Source organism: Heyndrickxia sp. FSL K6-6286 (assembly GCF_038630395.1).
Classification (GTDB): domain Bacteria; phylum Bacillota; class Bacilli; order Bacillales; family Bacillaceae_C; genus Heyndrickxia; species Heyndrickxia oleronia.
The window spans coordinates 99,722-114,679 of sequence record NZ_CP152029.1; the positions used below are offsets into that span (position 1 = coordinate 99,722).

The 14,958-nt window shown below is 36.4% G+C and carries 14 protein-coding genes and 1 other annotated feature; all 14 genes read left to right on the plus strand.

Going from position 1 to position 14,958, the window contains the following annotated elements; genetic code table 11:
• The 14 genes from MHI39_RS00525 (at position 1) to MHI39_RS00590 (ending at position 14,958) form a co-directional block, all read left to right on the plus strand.
• Positions 1-549, plus strand: a complete 549-nt coding sequence (locus tag MHI39_RS00525) for a UvrB/UvrC motif-containing protein (protein ID WP_058005936.1) — start codon at positions 1-3, stop codon at positions 547-549.
• Positions 546-1,622 carry a protein arginine kinase gene (locus MHI39_RS00530; RefSeq protein ID WP_058005937.1) on the plus strand — a complete coding sequence of 359 codons (1,077 nt, stop codon included), beginning with the start codon at positions 546-548 and terminating at the stop codon, positions 1,620-1,622. The genes MHI39_RS00525 and MHI39_RS00530 overlap by 4 nt, the downstream gene beginning before the upstream one ends.
• A 12-nt stretch (positions 1,623-1,634) precedes the next feature.
• Entirely contained in the window at positions 1,635-4,076 is a 2,442-nt protein-coding gene (gene clpC, locus MHI39_RS00535) for an ATP-dependent protease ATP-binding subunit ClpC (protein WP_058005938.1), read from the plus strand.
• 320 nt (positions 4,077-4,396) lie between these two features.
• Positions 4,397-5,773 carry a DNA repair protein RadA gene (gene radA / locus MHI39_RS00540; protein ID WP_058005939.1) on the plus strand — a complete coding sequence of 459 codons (1,377 nt, stop codon included), beginning with the start codon at positions 4,397-4,399 and terminating at the stop codon, positions 5,771-5,773.
• 4 nt (positions 5,774-5,777) lie between these two features.
• A complete protein-coding gene (gene disA, locus MHI39_RS00545; RefSeq protein ID WP_071976246.1) occupies positions 5,778-6,851 on the plus strand; it encodes a DNA integrity scanning diadenylate cyclase DisA in 1,074 nt (357 codons plus the stop codon).
• 146 nt (positions 6,852-6,997) lie between these two features.
• On the plus strand, positions 6,998-8,092 hold the full coding sequence (locus tag MHI39_RS00550; RefSeq protein WP_058005941.1) for a PIN/TRAM domain-containing protein: 1,095 nt from the start codon (positions 6,998-7,000) through the stop codon (positions 8,090-8,092).
• A 34-nt stretch (positions 8,093-8,126) separates the two neighbouring features.
• Positions 8,127-8,816 carry a 2-C-methyl-D-erythritol 4-phosphate cytidylyltransferase gene (gene ispD, locus MHI39_RS00555; RefSeq protein ID WP_071976247.1) on the plus strand — a complete coding sequence of 230 codons (690 nt, stop codon included), beginning with the start codon at positions 8,127-8,129 and terminating at the stop codon, positions 8,814-8,816.
• A 24-nt stretch (positions 8,817-8,840) separates the two neighbouring features.
• Positions 8,841-9,326, plus strand: a complete 486-nt coding sequence (gene ispF / locus MHI39_RS00560) for a 2-C-methyl-D-erythritol 2,4-cyclodiphosphate synthase (protein WP_058005943.1) — start codon at positions 8,841-8,843, stop codon at positions 9,324-9,326.
• Between the two features lie 72 nt (positions 9,327-9,398).
• On the plus strand, positions 9,399-10,856 hold the full coding sequence (gene gltX / locus MHI39_RS00565; protein WP_071976248.1) for a glutamate--tRNA ligase: 1,458 nt from the start codon (positions 9,399-9,401) through the stop codon (positions 10,854-10,856).
• A 70-nt stretch (positions 10,857-10,926) separates the two neighbouring features.
• Positions 10,927-11,166 (plus strand) — a binding site (T-box leader).
• Positions 11,167-11,225: 59 nt separating this feature from the next.
• Positions 11,226-11,897: a serine O-acetyltransferase gene (cysE, locus tag MHI39_RS00570; protein WP_071976249.1), complete on the plus strand. Its 672-nt coding sequence runs from the start codon at positions 11,226-11,228 to the stop codon at positions 11,895-11,897.
• A complete protein-coding gene (gene cysS, locus MHI39_RS00575; protein WP_071976250.1) occupies positions 11,878-13,275 on the plus strand; it encodes a cysteine--tRNA ligase in 1,398 nt (465 codons plus the stop codon). The genes cysE and cysS overlap by 20 nt, the downstream gene beginning before the upstream one ends.
• A gap of 11 nt (positions 13,276-13,286) precedes the next feature.
• Complete coding sequence (locus MHI39_RS00580) at positions 13,287-13,688, plus strand: Mini-ribonuclease 3 (RefSeq protein WP_139254893.1); 402 nt, start codon at positions 13,287-13,289, stop codon at positions 13,686-13,688.
• A 14-nt stretch (positions 13,689-13,702) separates the two neighbouring features.
• Positions 13,703-14,446, plus strand: a complete 744-nt coding sequence (gene rlmB, locus MHI39_RS00585) for a 23S rRNA (guanosine(2251)-2'-O)-methyltransferase RlmB (RefSeq protein WP_058005948.1) — start codon at positions 13,703-13,705, stop codon at positions 14,444-14,446.
• A 2-nt stretch (positions 14,447-14,448) separates the two neighbouring features.
• Complete coding sequence (locus MHI39_RS00590; protein ID WP_058005949.1) at positions 14,449-14,958, plus strand: NYN domain-containing protein; 510 nt, start codon at positions 14,449-14,451, stop codon at positions 14,956-14,958.

The following is a 14,958-nucleotide window of genomic DNA, read 5'->3' on the forward strand; positions in this document are numbered from 1 at the left end:
ATGATTTGTCAGGAGTGTAATGAAAGACCGGCAACTCTTCATTTTACCAAAATTATTAATGGAGAAAAAACCGAATTCCATTACTGTGAGAAATGTGCACAGGAAAAAGGTGAGATGTTTATGTTTGAGGGGGAACCTGGATTCTCTATTAACAATATAATTGCAGGATTATTAAATTTTGATCCAGTTTTTCAACAAGCAAAACAAGGCACAATTCAAAAAAATGAAATTTTGCAATGTCCGAATTGTAAAATGACATTTAAACAATTTGTTAATATTGGACGCTTTGGTTGTTCCACATGTTATGAAACCTTTAATGAACGATTACATCCGATTATAAAAAGGCTTCATAGTGGAAATATCGAACACCATGGTAAAGTACCGAAAAGAATTGGAGGCGCTGTTCATATAAAGAGGCAAATCCAACAGTTAAAATTAGATTTACAGCAAGCAATAAATCATGAAGAATTCGAAAAGGCTGCTGATATTCGAGATCAAGTTCGAGCCTTAGAGAGTTCACTTCTGAATGATGGGAGGGAAACCTCATGAGTTTAGAAAAATTCATTAGTCAAGCAGTAAGTTCATGGATGAGTAAAGAGGGACCAGATTCTGATATTGTGCTAAGTTCAAGAATTCGATTAGCTCGAAACTTCAAGGACTATAAATTCCCGACATTGTTTAGTAATGAGGAAGCAAGAGAAATTATATCTAAAGTAGAATCAGTTTTACATACTGATTTCCATCTCGAAGGCAATCAAGTAGAATTACTTAAAATGGATCAGCTACAAGCTTTACAGAAGAAGGTGTTAGTCGAAAAACATCTTATTAGCCCGAATTTAGCAGATGATTCTTCACATGGTGCAGTGATTTTATCAGGTGAAGAGGATGTTAGTATAATGATTAATGAGGAAGACCATATACGGATACAATGCTTATTTCCTGGTCTACAACTAAAAGAAGCTTTAGATAAGGCAAATAAAATTGATGATTTAATGGAAGAACATATTGATTATGCATATAGTGAAAAGCTGGGATATTTGACAAGCTGTCCAACTAATGTCGGCACAGGATTAAGAGCATCAGTTATGGTTCACTTACCTGGACTTATCCTTACTCAACAAATGAATCGTATTATTCCTGCTATTAATCAATTAGGATTAGTGGTTCGTGGAATTTATGGAGAAGGCAGCGAGGCATTGGGTAATATTTTTCAAATTTCTAATCAAATTACATTAGGTAAATCTGAAACAGATATTGTCGAGGATTTAATTAGTGTTGTTCAACAGATCATTGCACAAGAAAGGTCCGCAAGAGAAGCATTGATTAAAACCTCTAACATACAATTAGAAGATAGAGTTTTCAGGTCTTATGGTGTATTGACCAATAGTAGAATAATTGAATCAAAGGAAGCGTCACAATGCTTGTCCGATGTTCGTTTAGGGATTGATACAGGCTATATCAAAAATGTATCTAAAAATATCTTAAATGAATTAATGATCTTTACACAACCAGGTTTTTTACAACAATATGCTGGTGGTCCATTGCGTCCCTATGAAAGAGATATTCGCAGAGCAACACTTATAAGAGAACGTTTAAAACTTGAAGAGATGAATAACGGCTAGGAGGAGATTAATATGATGTTTGGACGATTTACTGAAAGAGCACAAAAAGTATTAGCTTTATCTCAAGAAGAAGCCATTCGATTAAAGCATAATAATATCGGTACTGAACACATTCTTCTTGGATTAGTTCAAGAGGGTGAAGGAATTGCTGCAAAGGCATTATATGGACTTGGACTTAGTCCCGAAAAAATCCAAGTAGAGGTGGAAAACTTAATAGGAAAGGGCCAGGATTCTGGGCAAAATATTCATTATACACCACGTGCAAAAAAGGTCATTGAATTATCCATGGATGAAGCTCGAAAACTAGGTCATTCCTATGTTGGTACAGAGCACATTTTATTAGGTCTTATACGTGAGGGAGAAGGAGTCGCGGCTAGAGTACTGAATAATTTAGGTGTGAGCTTGAACAAAGCTAGACAACAGGTTCTTCAATTACTTGGAAGTAATGAAGCGGGAACCCATCAAGGAGGGAACACATCAAGTGCTAACACTCCTACCCTTGATAGCCTAGCACGTGACTTAACTGCTATTGCAAGAGAAGAAACACTAGATCCCGTTATCGGAAGAAGCAAAGAAATTCAGCGTGTAATTGAAGTACTAAGCAGACGAACAAAGAACAATCCAGTCCTTATTGGAGAACCTGGAGTTGGGAAAACAGCTATAGCAGAAGGGTTGGCACAGCAAATTGTTAATAATGAGGTGCCGGAGACGCTTCGCGATAAACGCGTAATGACTTTGGATATGGGAACAGTTGTTGCTGGGACAAAGTACCGTGGAGAGTTTGAGGATCGCTTGAAAAAGGTAATGGACGAAATCCGACAAGCTGGAAATATTATTTTATTTATCGATGAGCTTCATACTTTAATTGGTGCAGGTGGAGCAGAGGGAGCCATCGATGCTTCAAATATATTAAAGCCATCATTGGCACGTGGGGAGCTTCAATGTATTGGTGCAACAACATTGGATGAATATCGTAAATATATCGAAAAGGATGCAGCATTAGAACGAAGATTTCAACCAATTCAAGTAGATGAGCCTTCAACTGACGAGTCTATTCAAATATTAAAAGGATTAAGGGATCGATATGAAGCACATCACCGTGTATCTATTACAGATGATGCAATTGAGGCAGCTGTAAAACTATCTGATCGTTATATTTCTGATCGGTTTCTGCCAGATAAAGCAATTGATTTAATCGACGAAGCTGGTTCAAAAGTCCGTTTACGATCATTTACAACGCCACCAAATTTAAAAGAGCTTGAACTCAAATTGGAGGAAATCAGGAAGGAAAAAGACGCAGCTGTTCAAAGTCAAGAGTTCGAAAAAGCCGCATCTTTAAGGGATTCTGAACAACGTTTACGTGAAAAATTGGAAGAAACGAAAAAGACTTGGAAGGAAAAACAAGGCCAAGAAAATAGTGAAGTAACCGTTGAAGATATTGCAACAGTAGTTGCAAGTTGGACTGGAATTCCTGTTTCAAAGCTGGCGCAAACAGAAACGGAAAAGCTATTGAGATTAGAGGAAATTTTACATTCTCGCGTTATTGGACAGGAAGAGGCTGTTAAAGCTGTTTCAAAAGCTGTTCGCCGTGCAAGAGCGGGATTAAAAGATCCTAAACGCCCGATAGGATCGTTTATATTCTTAGGACCAACTGGCGTGGGTAAAACTGAGCTTGCAAGAGCATTAGCTGAATCAATGTTTGGTGATGAAGATGCAATGATCCGAATTGATATGTCGGAATACATGGAGAAGCATTCTACATCAAGACTTGTCGGATCACCTCCAGGTTATGTAGGATTTGAAGAAGGTGGACAATTAACAGAGAAGGTTCGTCGCAAGCCATATTCAGTCATTTTACTAGATGAGATTGAAAAGGCACATCCTGATGTATTTAACATCCTATTACAAGTTTTAGAGGATGGGCGACTAACTGATTCGAAGGGTCGTACTGTTGATTTTAGAAATACAGTATTAATCATGACTTCGAATGTAGGTGCAGAATCATTAAAAAGAAATAAATATGTCGGATTTAATATTCAAGATGGAAATCAAGACTATAAAGACATGAAGAGTAAAGTAATGGATGAATTAAAACGCGCGTTTCGTCCTGAGTTTTTAAACCGTATTGATGAAATTATTGTTTTCCATGCGTTAGAAAAGGAACACTTAAAGCATATCGTTTCACTACTATCAGAACAATTAGTGAAGCGATTGAAAGAAAAACATATTGAACTTGAGCTAACAGAAGCGGCAAAAAATAAAATAGCAGAAGAGGGCTATGATCCTGAATACGGGGCACGCCCATTAAAGAGAGCAATTCAAAAAAATGTAGAAGACCGTTTATCAGAGGAATTGTTAAAAGGAGTTATTTTAGAAGGTCAAAAAGTGGTAATTGATGTAGTAGATGGCGAATTTAGTGTGAAGCCATCAGAAGTAACAGAATCAATTTTATAGCAATAAAAAAGGTACATGAAGATAGTCAGTCGCGAGTTCCATTACGAATAATGGAACTCGCTAAAAAGTGAAACTAAATCCAACATTGAAACGTCTATATATAGTAAATATTTTTATGGTATAGAAATTGACGTTGATGTTAATAGAATGTTTCATCTTTGACATGTCTAACATGTGCTTTTTTTAAAATCTATTTATTAAAACGTTGTTGCTTCTTGAAGGATTCCCATATGAGGTTTCTTTTGATCAATACAAAAACAGCTTTTTAAAAGTAATTGAGTATTTCAGAAAAGCATAGATATATAGAGAGGAAGTAAAAAATGGCAAAAAAGACGACGAAATTTATTTGTCAGTCTTGTGGATATGAATCTGCTAAGTGGATGGGAAGATGCCCAGGATGTAATGAGTGGAATAAAATGGTGGAAGAAGTCGAAATAACTGGGAAGCCTAGAAAAGGTGCATTCATTCATTCTCCTGTTGGTGAAGTTACAAAAGCTACCCCTATTACCACAATAGTTTCTGAGCAAGAAGAAAGGGTATTAACAGACTTAAAGGAATTAAATCGAGTGTTGGGTGGTGGAGTTGTTCCCGGTTCCCTTGTATTAATCGGTGGTGATCCAGGAATCGGTAAATCAACATTACTGCTTCAAGTTTCCTCCCAACTGTCTAAGGATGAACACCGAGTTTTATATATATCAGGAGAAGAATCAGTAAAACAAACGAAGCTACGCGCAGACCGTCTCCAAATATCGTCAGATCAATTGTTTGTGTTTTCGGAAACGAATTTAGAAGCAATTCATCATACTATCCAAGAGATTTCTCCACAATTTGTTGTGATCGATTCGATACAAACGATATATCACCCCGAGGTTACCTCTGCCCCTGGTAGTGTATCACAAGTAAGAGAATGTACAGCGGAATTAATGAGAATTGCCAAAACAAAAGGAATTGCTATTTTCATTGTTGGGCATGTTACGAAAGAGGGCTCGATTGCGGGACCAAGATTATTAGAACATATGGTAGATTCGGTGCTTTACTTTGAAGGAGAACGCCATCATTCTTATCGGATATTGAGGGCTGTGAAAAACCGTTTCGGTTCTACTAATGAAATGGCAATATTTGAAATGAAGGATTATGGCTTATCTGAGGTTGAGAATCCATCAGAAATCTTTTTAGAAGAACGTTCAAAAGGGGCATCGGGTTCAACCGTCGTCGCTTCCATGGAAGGGACACGTCCGGTCTTAGTAGAAATCCAAGCTCTAATATCCCCTTCAATGTTCGGAATGCCAAGAAGAACAGGTACGGGGATTGATCATAATCGGGTGACATTGTTGATGGCTGTACTAGAAAAAAGAGTCGGATTATTATTGCAAAATCATGATGCCTACTTAAAGGTAGCAGGCGGAATTAAAATAGATGAACCTGCTATTGATCTAGCAGTTATGATCAGCATTGCTTCTAGTTTTAAGGATCAACCGACAAAAGCAGATGATTGTATTATTGGTGAGGTTGGCCTGACAGGAGAAGTAAGGCGAGTATCTCGCATCGAGCAAAGGGTTCAGGAAGCGGCAAAATTAGGTTTTCGAAGAGCTATCATTCCAAGCAATAATATCGGTGGTTGGAATTTCCCGAAGGATATTCAAGTTATTGGAGTTTCCACTGTTCAAGAAGCTTTACAGCAAGCTTTAGGAGGATGAGTCAATGGAAGATAAGAGGCCTCAACAAAAATCCATGTCAGAAATTTTACAGTTAATTGCACCTGGCACACCTATAAGAGAAGGAATTGATAATGTTTTACGTGCCAATACAGGCGGGTTGATTGTTCTTGGGTTCAATGATCGGATTCAATCATTAGTAGACGGAGGATTTTCAATTAATTGTGTATTTAGTCCAAGCTATTTATATGAATTAGCAAAAATGGATGGGGCCATTATTTTAAATGAAACAGGAAATAAAATACTGATTGCCAATGCTCAATTAGCCCCAGATCCATCAATTTCCTCGTCAGAGACAGGAATGCGGCATAGAACAGCTGAAAGGGTAGCAAAGCAAACGAAATCATTAGTGATAGCTATATCACAAAGGAGAAATGTCATTACCCTCTATCAAGGAAATTTTCGGTATGCTTTAAAGGATATTTCGGTTATTTTAACAAAGGCTAATCAAGCGATTCAAACATTAGAAAAATATAAAGTTGTTTTAGACCAAAGTATTTCTAATTTATCTGTACTTGAATTTGAGGAGCTAGTAACGTATAGCGACTTATTACAAGTCCTGCATCGCGTAGAGATGGTCATTAGAATTAAGAAGGAACTAATCACTTATTTAAATGAGCTCGGAACAGAGGGCAGACTTGTTCGCTTACAAATGAAAGAGCTATTAGCTGATATTGAAGAAGAGGCTCTATTAATTATTCAAGATTATGCATCTGATGTTCAGTCTAAACCATTAGAAATGCTTTCACGATTTCAAGATATCGTTAGTTCCGATGTATTAGATGACAATGTAATCATGAAATTACTAGGTTATAACAACTATATTCCTCCTGAAGAGCATGTATGTCCAAGAGGTTATCGAGTGTTAAATAAAATTCCGAGATTACCAATAACAATATTAGAAAATTTGGTGGCTCAATTTAAAATTTTGCCCAACATATTAAAAGCAACAGTGGATGAACTGGATGATGTGGAAGGTATTGGTGAGATTAGAGCGCGGAAGATAAGAGAGGGACTAAAATTAATTAAAGAACAAACATTTGCTGACCGACAACTGTAAATTTCATAGGAAGGGACATCGAAAATGTGTAAAAAAAGTGAGCAATATATCAAAAGTGTTTCTAAAATATTACAATCAAAAAATATTCATGAATTGGACGTTTTAAACTTTGGAATTTGTTTATAATGAATAAAGGAGGTGAAGATATGTTAAAGCGAATTGTTCAAGCATGCTTTATAATTATCGGTGGGACACTCGGTATTTTTCTCTTGCCTGAGTTATTAAAACTAGTTGGTCTTTCCCACTATGTTCTTATTAATAATCCATATGCTACTGCCATTTTCGGTGCTATTATTTTTTATTTTATTTCTTTTTGGGCTGTAGAGTATGTTGTTGGGTTTGTAAAATGGTTTGAAGATTCTATTGTTAAAGCCCCGATTACGGAAATATTATCAGGAAGTCTTGGGTTGATTTTTGGTTTATTTGTTGCATATTTAGCAGGAATCCCATTTAATAAAATGGAAATTCCAATTCTCAATACGGTAATTCCTATTCTTCTTACATTATTACTTGGTTATGTAGGTTTTCAGGTTGGATTTAAGAAAAGGGAAGAGCTAATGAGTCTATTCACAATGTCTGCACGCCAAAAGAAAAAGAATGTAGTAGAGTCAGAAGAAGAAATAAAGCCTTCAAATTCATTGAAGCTATTGGATACAAGCGTCATTATTGATGGAAGAATAGCGGATATATGCCAAACGGGATTTTTAGATGGTATTATTGTTATTCCGCAATTCGTATTAGAGGAATTACAGCATATTGCTGATTCATCTGATGCATTAAAACGTAACAGAGGCCGTAGAGGATTGGATATCCTCAAAAGAATCCAAAAGGAACTTCCAATCGAGGTTCAAATTTATGAAGGTGACTTTGAAGATATTCAAGAAGTAGATAGTAAGCTTATAAAACTGGCGAAGCTAACGAACGGAATCGTTGTTACAAATGATTTTAATCTGAATAAGGTTTGTGAACTTCAAAGTGTACAAGTTTTGAATATTAATGATCTGGCAAATGCGGTGAAGCCGGTAGTTCTTCCTGGCGAAGAGTTAAATGTCCAATTAATAAAGGATGGGAAAGAATATCACCAAGGAATCGCTTATTTGGATGATGGTACAATGATTGTTGTTGAGGAAGGAAGAAACTATATAGGTAAACGGATTGATGTATTAGTGACAAGCGTCTTACAAACATCTGCAGGGCGTATGATATTTGCAAAGCCTAAACTATTAGAAAGAGCTTTGTAAACGATAGTTAAATAAGAATTTAGGAGTAAAAAACATGGATTATCAGGTGATTATTCCTGCAGCAGGACAGGGGAAGAGAATGGGTGCTGGGAAAAATAAATTATTTCTTCAATTACAAAACCAGCCCATTATTTTGCATACAATAAATATTTTCCTACATGATAAGGACTGCAAAGGAATTATATTAGTTATTCAACCTGATGATGAAGCTGAATTTGAAGAAATGCTTGATACTTTACCTTTGAAGGAAAAGATAACAATCGTGTATGGTGGATCGGAGAGACAATATAGTGTTTATAATGGCCTTTTAGCAGCTCAAAATGCGGAGATTGTTCTAGTGCATGATGGAGCTAGGCCATTTATCCAATTAGAAATGGTGCATCAATTAGTTGCTTCAGCATGTGAAGCAGGAGCTGCAATTGCGGCAGTTCCGGTAAAAGACACGATTAAAAAGGTAAACAATAATCAAGTAACGGAGACAATAGAGCGTAAAAGCTTGTGGCAGGTTCAGACTCCACAGGCTTTTCGCTTTGATCTTCTTTTTCAGGCACATCAACAGGCTAAACAAGATCATTATCTTGGAACAGATGAGTCTTCTTTAGTGGAGAGGATTAATTATCCTGTTCATATCGTTACAGGAAGTTATGATAATATTAAGCTAACGACTCCGGAAGATCTTTATTTTGCCGAAGCCATATTAAAAAAACAATCAGTAATGAAATAACAGGTGAAAAAGGAGACTATTAATATGTTTCGTATTGGTCAAGGGTATGATGTACATCAGCTTGTAGAAGGAAGACCACTTATTATTGGTGGAGTTCAAATTCCATATGAAAAAGGATTATTAGGACACTCAGATGCGGATGTTTTATTACATACAATAGCAGATGCTAGTTTAGGAGCAATTGGTGAGGGGGATATTGGCAGACATTTTCCTGACACAGATCCAAAATTCAAAGATGCCGATTCTGCAGTTCTTCTTCAACATGTTTGGGAATTAGTGAAGAAAAAGGGTTATTGTTTGGGAAATATTGATTGTACGATTATTGCTCAAAAGCCTAAAATGGCCCCATATATAGGTGAAATTCGCCAGAGAATTGCACAACTTCTAGAAGGAGAAATTGATCAGGTTAATGTTAAAGCGACAACGACTGAGAAATTAGGTTTTACTGGAAGAGGAGAAGGGATTGCAGCTTTGGCTGTTATTCTTTTAGAAAGAGACGAAAGAAATTAAATTATATGGTAAAATAAAGCGGTAATTAGTTAAGATATAAAGTATAGTTATTTATTTTAGGAGGAAAATTTCATGTCAACCGATATTCGCGTTCGATATGCACCAAGTCCTACTGGTCACTTGCACATAGGTAATGCTAGGACTGCCCTTTTTAATTATTTATTTGCCCGTAGTCAAGGAGGCAAATTTATCATTCGTATTGAAGATACTGATCTCAAGCGGAATATTGCTGGAGGCGAAGAAAGCCAGTTAAAATACTTAAAATGGTTAGGTATGGACTGGGATGAGAGTATCGATAAAGAAGGTGAATATGCACCTTATCGTCAATCAGAGCGTGGAGAAATCTATCAAAAATATTATACCGATCTCTTAGAAAGAGATTTAGCATATAAATGTTATTGTACAGAGGAAGAGTTAGAAGCAGAACGTGAAGAGCAAATGGCACGGGGAGAAACACCACAATATTCTGGGAAGTGCCGCCATTTAACGAAAGAGGATCAAGAACGTCTTGAAAAAGAAGGACGCAAGCCTAGTATTCGTTTTGCCGTACCAAAGGGCCGTGTTTACTCTTTTAAAGATATGGTCAAAGACGATGTAAGCTTTGAATCTGATGGAATTGGCGACTTTGTTATTATTAAAAAGGACGGCATTCCGACATATAACTTTGCTGTAGCAGTTGATGATCATTTAATGAAAATTTCTCACGTTCTACGTGGAGATGACCATATTACGAATACACCGAAGCAATTAATGATTTATGAAGCATTTGGCTGGGAGCCACCGATATTCGGACATATGACATTAATTGTTAATGAAAGTCGTAAGAAGCTTAGCAAGCGTGATGAAAGCATTATCCAATTTATTGAACAGTATGAGGAATTAGGTTATCTGCCTGAAGCGTTATTTAACTTTATCGCGCTACTAGGATGGTCTCCTCAAGGTGAAGAAGAGCTATTTACGAAAGAAGAATTTATTAAGATTTTTGATGCTGAACGATTGTCTAAATCTCCTGCATTGTTCGACAAGCAAAAATTAACTTGGATGAATAACCAATATGTGAAACAGCTTGATGTAGATCGTGCGGTTGAAATTGCGTTGCCACATCTTATCAAGGCTAATTTGGTAAGTGAGAATTTATTTGAGCAAGAACAAACATGGGTACAACATTTAGTTGCATTATATCAGGATCAAATGAGTTATGGTGCTGAAATTGTTGAATTGTCTAAGCTATTTTTCACTGATTCCATTTCCTATGATGAAGAAGCGAAGCAAATTTTAAGTGAGGAACAAGTTCCTGAAGTTCTAAAAGCCTTTTTGCAAGAGCTTAATGGCTTAGAGGAGTTTAAAGCAGAAGAAATTCAAAAAGCCATTAAAGCAGTGCAAAAGTCAACAGGGCATAAAGGTAAAAAATTATTCATGCCAATTCGTGTGGCGGTAACTGGTCAAGCACATGGTCCTGATTTACCAAAAACGATTGAGCTTTTAGGCAAAGAAAAAATAAATAGCAGATTGGAAGCTCTTATTGGTTAACTTTTTATAAAAAATGTAATATAGTATGTATAAATAAATGACTACCTAAAATTTTGTTTTAAATATATAAGAAAAAGTGTTGATGAGGAGAAGTAAAGAAACGAAGTTTGAAAGAGAGAACCATCACCGGCTGAAAGTGGTTTAGGCCTCTCGTTTCTTGAAATGCACCTCTGAATCTTATTCCGAACGATGTATTTTAGTAGGAATAAGCGGTTTTCCTATCGTTAAAAGGACGAAGTTGGGATGCAAGAAGTAGTCATACTTATATTGCATTCAAACAGAGTGGAACCGCGTAGAAAGCGTCTCTGTCTATTCAGAGGCGTTTTTTTTGTTGCTTTCTAACGAATACTATAGAAAGGAGTGGTATACGTGTTTAAACGCATGAAGGAAGATATAGAAGTGGTATTTGAGCAAGACCCTGCAGCTAGAAGTTCGTTTGAAGTCATTTTAACTTACTCAGGATTACATGCCATATGGGCCCATAGAGTTGCTCATGGATTTTATAAAAGAAGGCTGTTTTTTATTGCCCGAGTCATTTCACAAATCAGTCGCTTTTTTACAGGAATAGAGATTCATCCAGGAGCCAAAATCGGACGCCGCTTTTTTATTGATCATGGAATGGGTGTTGTAATTGGTGAAACATGTGAAATAGGTGATAATGTAACAGTGTTTCAAGGTGTTACTTTAGGCGGAACAGGGAAGGAAAAAGGAAAACGGCACCCCACAATTAAAGATAATGCCTTAATTGCAACAGGAGCAAAAGTGTTAGGTTCCATAACAGTTGGGGAAAACTCTAAGATTGGTGCCGGTTCAGTCGTTTTGAAAAATGTACCTCCTAATTCTACTGTTGTTGGAATTCCTGGTCGTGTAGTCATTCAAGATGGGGTCAAAATTAAGAAGGACTTAAATCATAGTGATCTTCCGGATCCTGTAGCTGACGTATGTTCTGCTATGGAGGAAAGAATAAAACATTTAGAAGCTGAATTAGCTCGTATACAAGAGGAAGGAGTCGAAGAAGTACATGTCCATTCAAATTTATAATACGTTAACTAGAAAAAAGGAGCCATTTATCCCATTAGAAGAGGGTAAAGTAAAAATGTATGTGTGCGGTCCAACCGTATATAATTATATTCACATTGGAAATGCAAGACCGGCTATTGTTTTTGATACGGTCCGTAAGTATTTAGAGTATCGTGGATTTGATGTTGATTTTGTTTCAAATTTTACAGATGTTGACGATAAGTTAATTAAGGCCGCTAAAGAGTTGGGGGAAGATGTACCAACAATCGCAGATCGTTTTATCGATGCTTATTTTGAGGATGTCTCTGCATTAGGTTGCAATAAAGCAAGTGTGCATCCACGTGTTACAGAAAATATGGATATTATTATAGAATTTATCGAAACATTGATAAATAAAGGATATGCTTATGAATCAGAAGGGGATGTATATTATCGAACAAGAAAGTTTAACGGGTACGGGAAACTTTCTCATCAATCAGTCGATGATTTAAAATCTGGTGCTCGTATTGAAGTTGGAGAAAAGAAAGAAGATGCATTAGATTTTGCCCTTTGGAAGGCGGCTAAAGAGGGAGAGATCCATTGGGAAAGTCCGTGGGGAAAAGGAAGACCAGGTTGGCATATTGAGTGCTCCGCGATGGCTCGTAAATATTTAGGAGACACCATTGATATTCATGCGGGTGGTCAGGATCTAACCTTCCCTCACCATGAAAATGAAATCGCTCAATCAGAAGCGTTAACTGGAAAAACTTTTGCCCGCTATTGGATGCACAATGGTTATATCAATATTAACAATGAAAAAATGTCTAAGTCACTTGGAAACTTTGTGCTAGTTCACGATATTATTAAACATTTTGATCCTCAGGTTTTACGATTTTTTATGCTTTCTGTACATTATCGTAATCCTATTAATTATAGTGAAGAACTATTGGAGAATGCGGGTAGTGGTTTAGAACGTATTAAAACATCGTATCAGAATTTAAAACATCGCTTACAAAGCAGTACTAATTTAACCGAAAATGATCAAGAATGGCTAACAAAAATTGAGGAATCACATCAAGAATTTGTTAAAGAAATGGATGATGATTTTAATACTGCGAATGGAATCTCTGTATTATTTGAATTATCCAAGCAAGCAAATTATTATTTACGTGAAAAGAATACATCAGAAAAAGTGTTACATGCTTTTATGGATGAATTTAAAGGTTTATTCAATGTGCTAGGATTAAAACTTGAATCGGAAGAATTATTGGATGAAGAAATTGAAGAGCTCATTCAAAAACGAAATCAAGCACGTAAGGATAGAGATTTTCAATTAGCTGATGCAATTCGTGATCAGCTGAAAGAAATGAATATTATTTTAGAGGATACACCACAAGGAATTAGATGGAGAAGAGGGTAAACATGAATGATATGCAAAAGCCAGTTGATGTAAAACAACTTAATAGCTTAGCTCTTGCCTATATGGGAGATGCTGTATATGAAGTATATATACGGCATCATCTTCTCCACCTTGGAAAAACGAAACCTCATCACTTGCATAAAGCGGCAACAAAATATGTTTCTGCAAAAGCGCAGGCAAGTATTTTGAAAATGTTTATAGAGCAAGAAGTATTAACAGAAGAGGAAAAAGCGATTGTAAAACGAGGGAGAAATGCAAAATCAGGATCGATTCCCAAAAATACAGATGTTCAAACATATAATCATAGTACAGGGTTTGAAGCATTAATTGGTCACTTATATTTAATGAAGGATTTCGATCGATTGGAAAATGTTATTTTTAAGGCAATCGAAACAGTTGAAGCACATAGTTAATAGGAGGAATCAATATGGATAGAGAATTTATTGCTGGAAAAAATCCAGTAATTGAAGCCTTAAAATCCAATCGTGATATCAATAAAATATGGATTTCAGAAGGCTCTAATAAGGGGCAAATGCAACAAATTATCAAACTTGCAAAAGAATCAAAGGTTTTAGTTCAATATGTTCCGAAACAAAAAATTGATCAAATGGTGAAAGAAAATCATCAAGGCGTAGTTGCTCAAGTAGCTGCGTATCAATATGCAGAATTAGATGATTTATTTAAGTTAGCTGAACAAAAACAAGAGGATCCTTTCTTCATCATACTTGATGAATTAGAAGACCCACATAATCTTGGCTCTATTTTGCGAACTGCCGATGCAGCAGGCGTTCATGGCATTATTATTCCTAAGCGTAGAGCGGTAGGATTAACAGCTGCAGTAGCAAAGGCATCAACTGGAGCAATTGAACATGTACCTGTCGCAAGGGTTACAAATTTATCGAATACAATTAAGGAATTAAAGGAACGTGGATTGTGGATTTTTGGTACAGACGCTAAAGGAAGTCAAGACTATCGCACGATGGATGGAAAAATGCCTTTGGCTATCGTTATTGGTAGTGAAGGGAAGGGGATTAGTCGACTAATCAAGGAATCATGTGATTTTCTTGTTCACCTACCAATGGTGGGACATGTTACCTCTTTGAATGCTTCTGTGGCGGCTAGTTTATTAATATACGAGGTTTATCGGAAACGACATCCGCAAGGTGAATAGTGATGGACATTTTGCTCGTAGATGGTTACAACATAATTGGTGCGTGGCCGGAGCTTAGAAGTTTAAAAAAAACAAATCTAAGTCATGCAAGAGATCGTTTAATTGAAAAAATGGCTGAATATCAGGGATACACAGGATATAGAGTAATTGTTGTATTTGATGCCTTATATGTTAAGGGGAAAGAAAAAAAGTATAAACAGCATAAAGTTGAAGTTATATTTACAAAGGAAAATGAATCGGCCGATGAACGTATCGAAAAACTAGCAATCCAGTTAAATAATCGGACAACTCAGATTCATGTTGCTACATCTGACTATACAGAGCAATGGGCGATCTTCGGACAAGGTGCACTTCGAATATCGGCACGAGAATTATTAAATGAAATGAATATGATTAATCATAATATTGAAAAGGATGTTCGAGAAACACATGAATATAAGCCGGTTTCAAGGATTCCTTTAAGCAAAGATGTTGCTGAAATTTTCGAAAAGCTTAGGAGAGGTCAGCAATGA

Coding starts and splice junctions, on each gene's coding strand:
- MHI39_RS00525 (WP_058005936.1), top strand. CDS start 1: ATGATTTGTCAGGAGTGTAATGAAAGACCGGCAACTCTTCATTTTACC.
- MHI39_RS00530 (WP_058005937.1), top strand. CDS start 546: ATGAGTTTAGAAAAATTCATTAGTCAAGCAGTAAGTTCATGGATGAGT.
- clpC (WP_058005938.1), top strand. CDS start 1,635: ATGATGTTTGGACGATTTACTGAAAGAGCACAAAAAGTATTAGCTTTA.
- radA (WP_058005939.1), top strand. CDS start 4,397: ATGGCAAAAAAGACGACGAAATTTATTTGTCAGTCTTGTGGATATGAA.
- disA (WP_071976246.1), top strand. CDS start 5,778: ATGGAAGATAAGAGGCCTCAACAAAAATCCATGTCAGAAATTTTACAG.
- MHI39_RS00550 (WP_058005941.1), top strand. CDS start 6,998: ATGTTAAAGCGAATTGTTCAAGCATGCTTTATAATTATCGGTGGGACA.
- ispD (WP_071976247.1), top strand. CDS start 8,127: ATGGATTATCAGGTGATTATTCCTGCAGCAGGACAGGGGAAGAGAATG.
- ispF (WP_058005943.1), top strand. CDS start 8,841: ATGTTTCGTATTGGTCAAGGGTATGATGTACATCAGCTTGTAGAAGGA.
- gltX (WP_071976248.1), top strand. CDS start 9,399: ATGTCAACCGATATTCGCGTTCGATATGCACCAAGTCCTACTGGTCAC.
- cysS (WP_071976250.1), top strand. CDS start 11,878: ATGTCCATTCAAATTTATAATACGTTAACTAGAAAAAAGGAGCCATTT.
- MHI39_RS00580 (WP_139254893.1), top strand. CDS start 13,287: ATGCAAAAGCCAGTTGATGTAAAACAACTTAATAGCTTAGCTCTTGCC.
- rlmB (WP_058005948.1), top strand. CDS start 13,703: ATGGATAGAGAATTTATTGCTGGAAAAAATCCAGTAATTGAAGCCTTA.
- MHI39_RS00590 (WP_058005949.1), top strand. CDS start 14,449: ATGGACATTTTGCTCGTAGATGGTTACAACATAATTGGTGCGTGGCCG.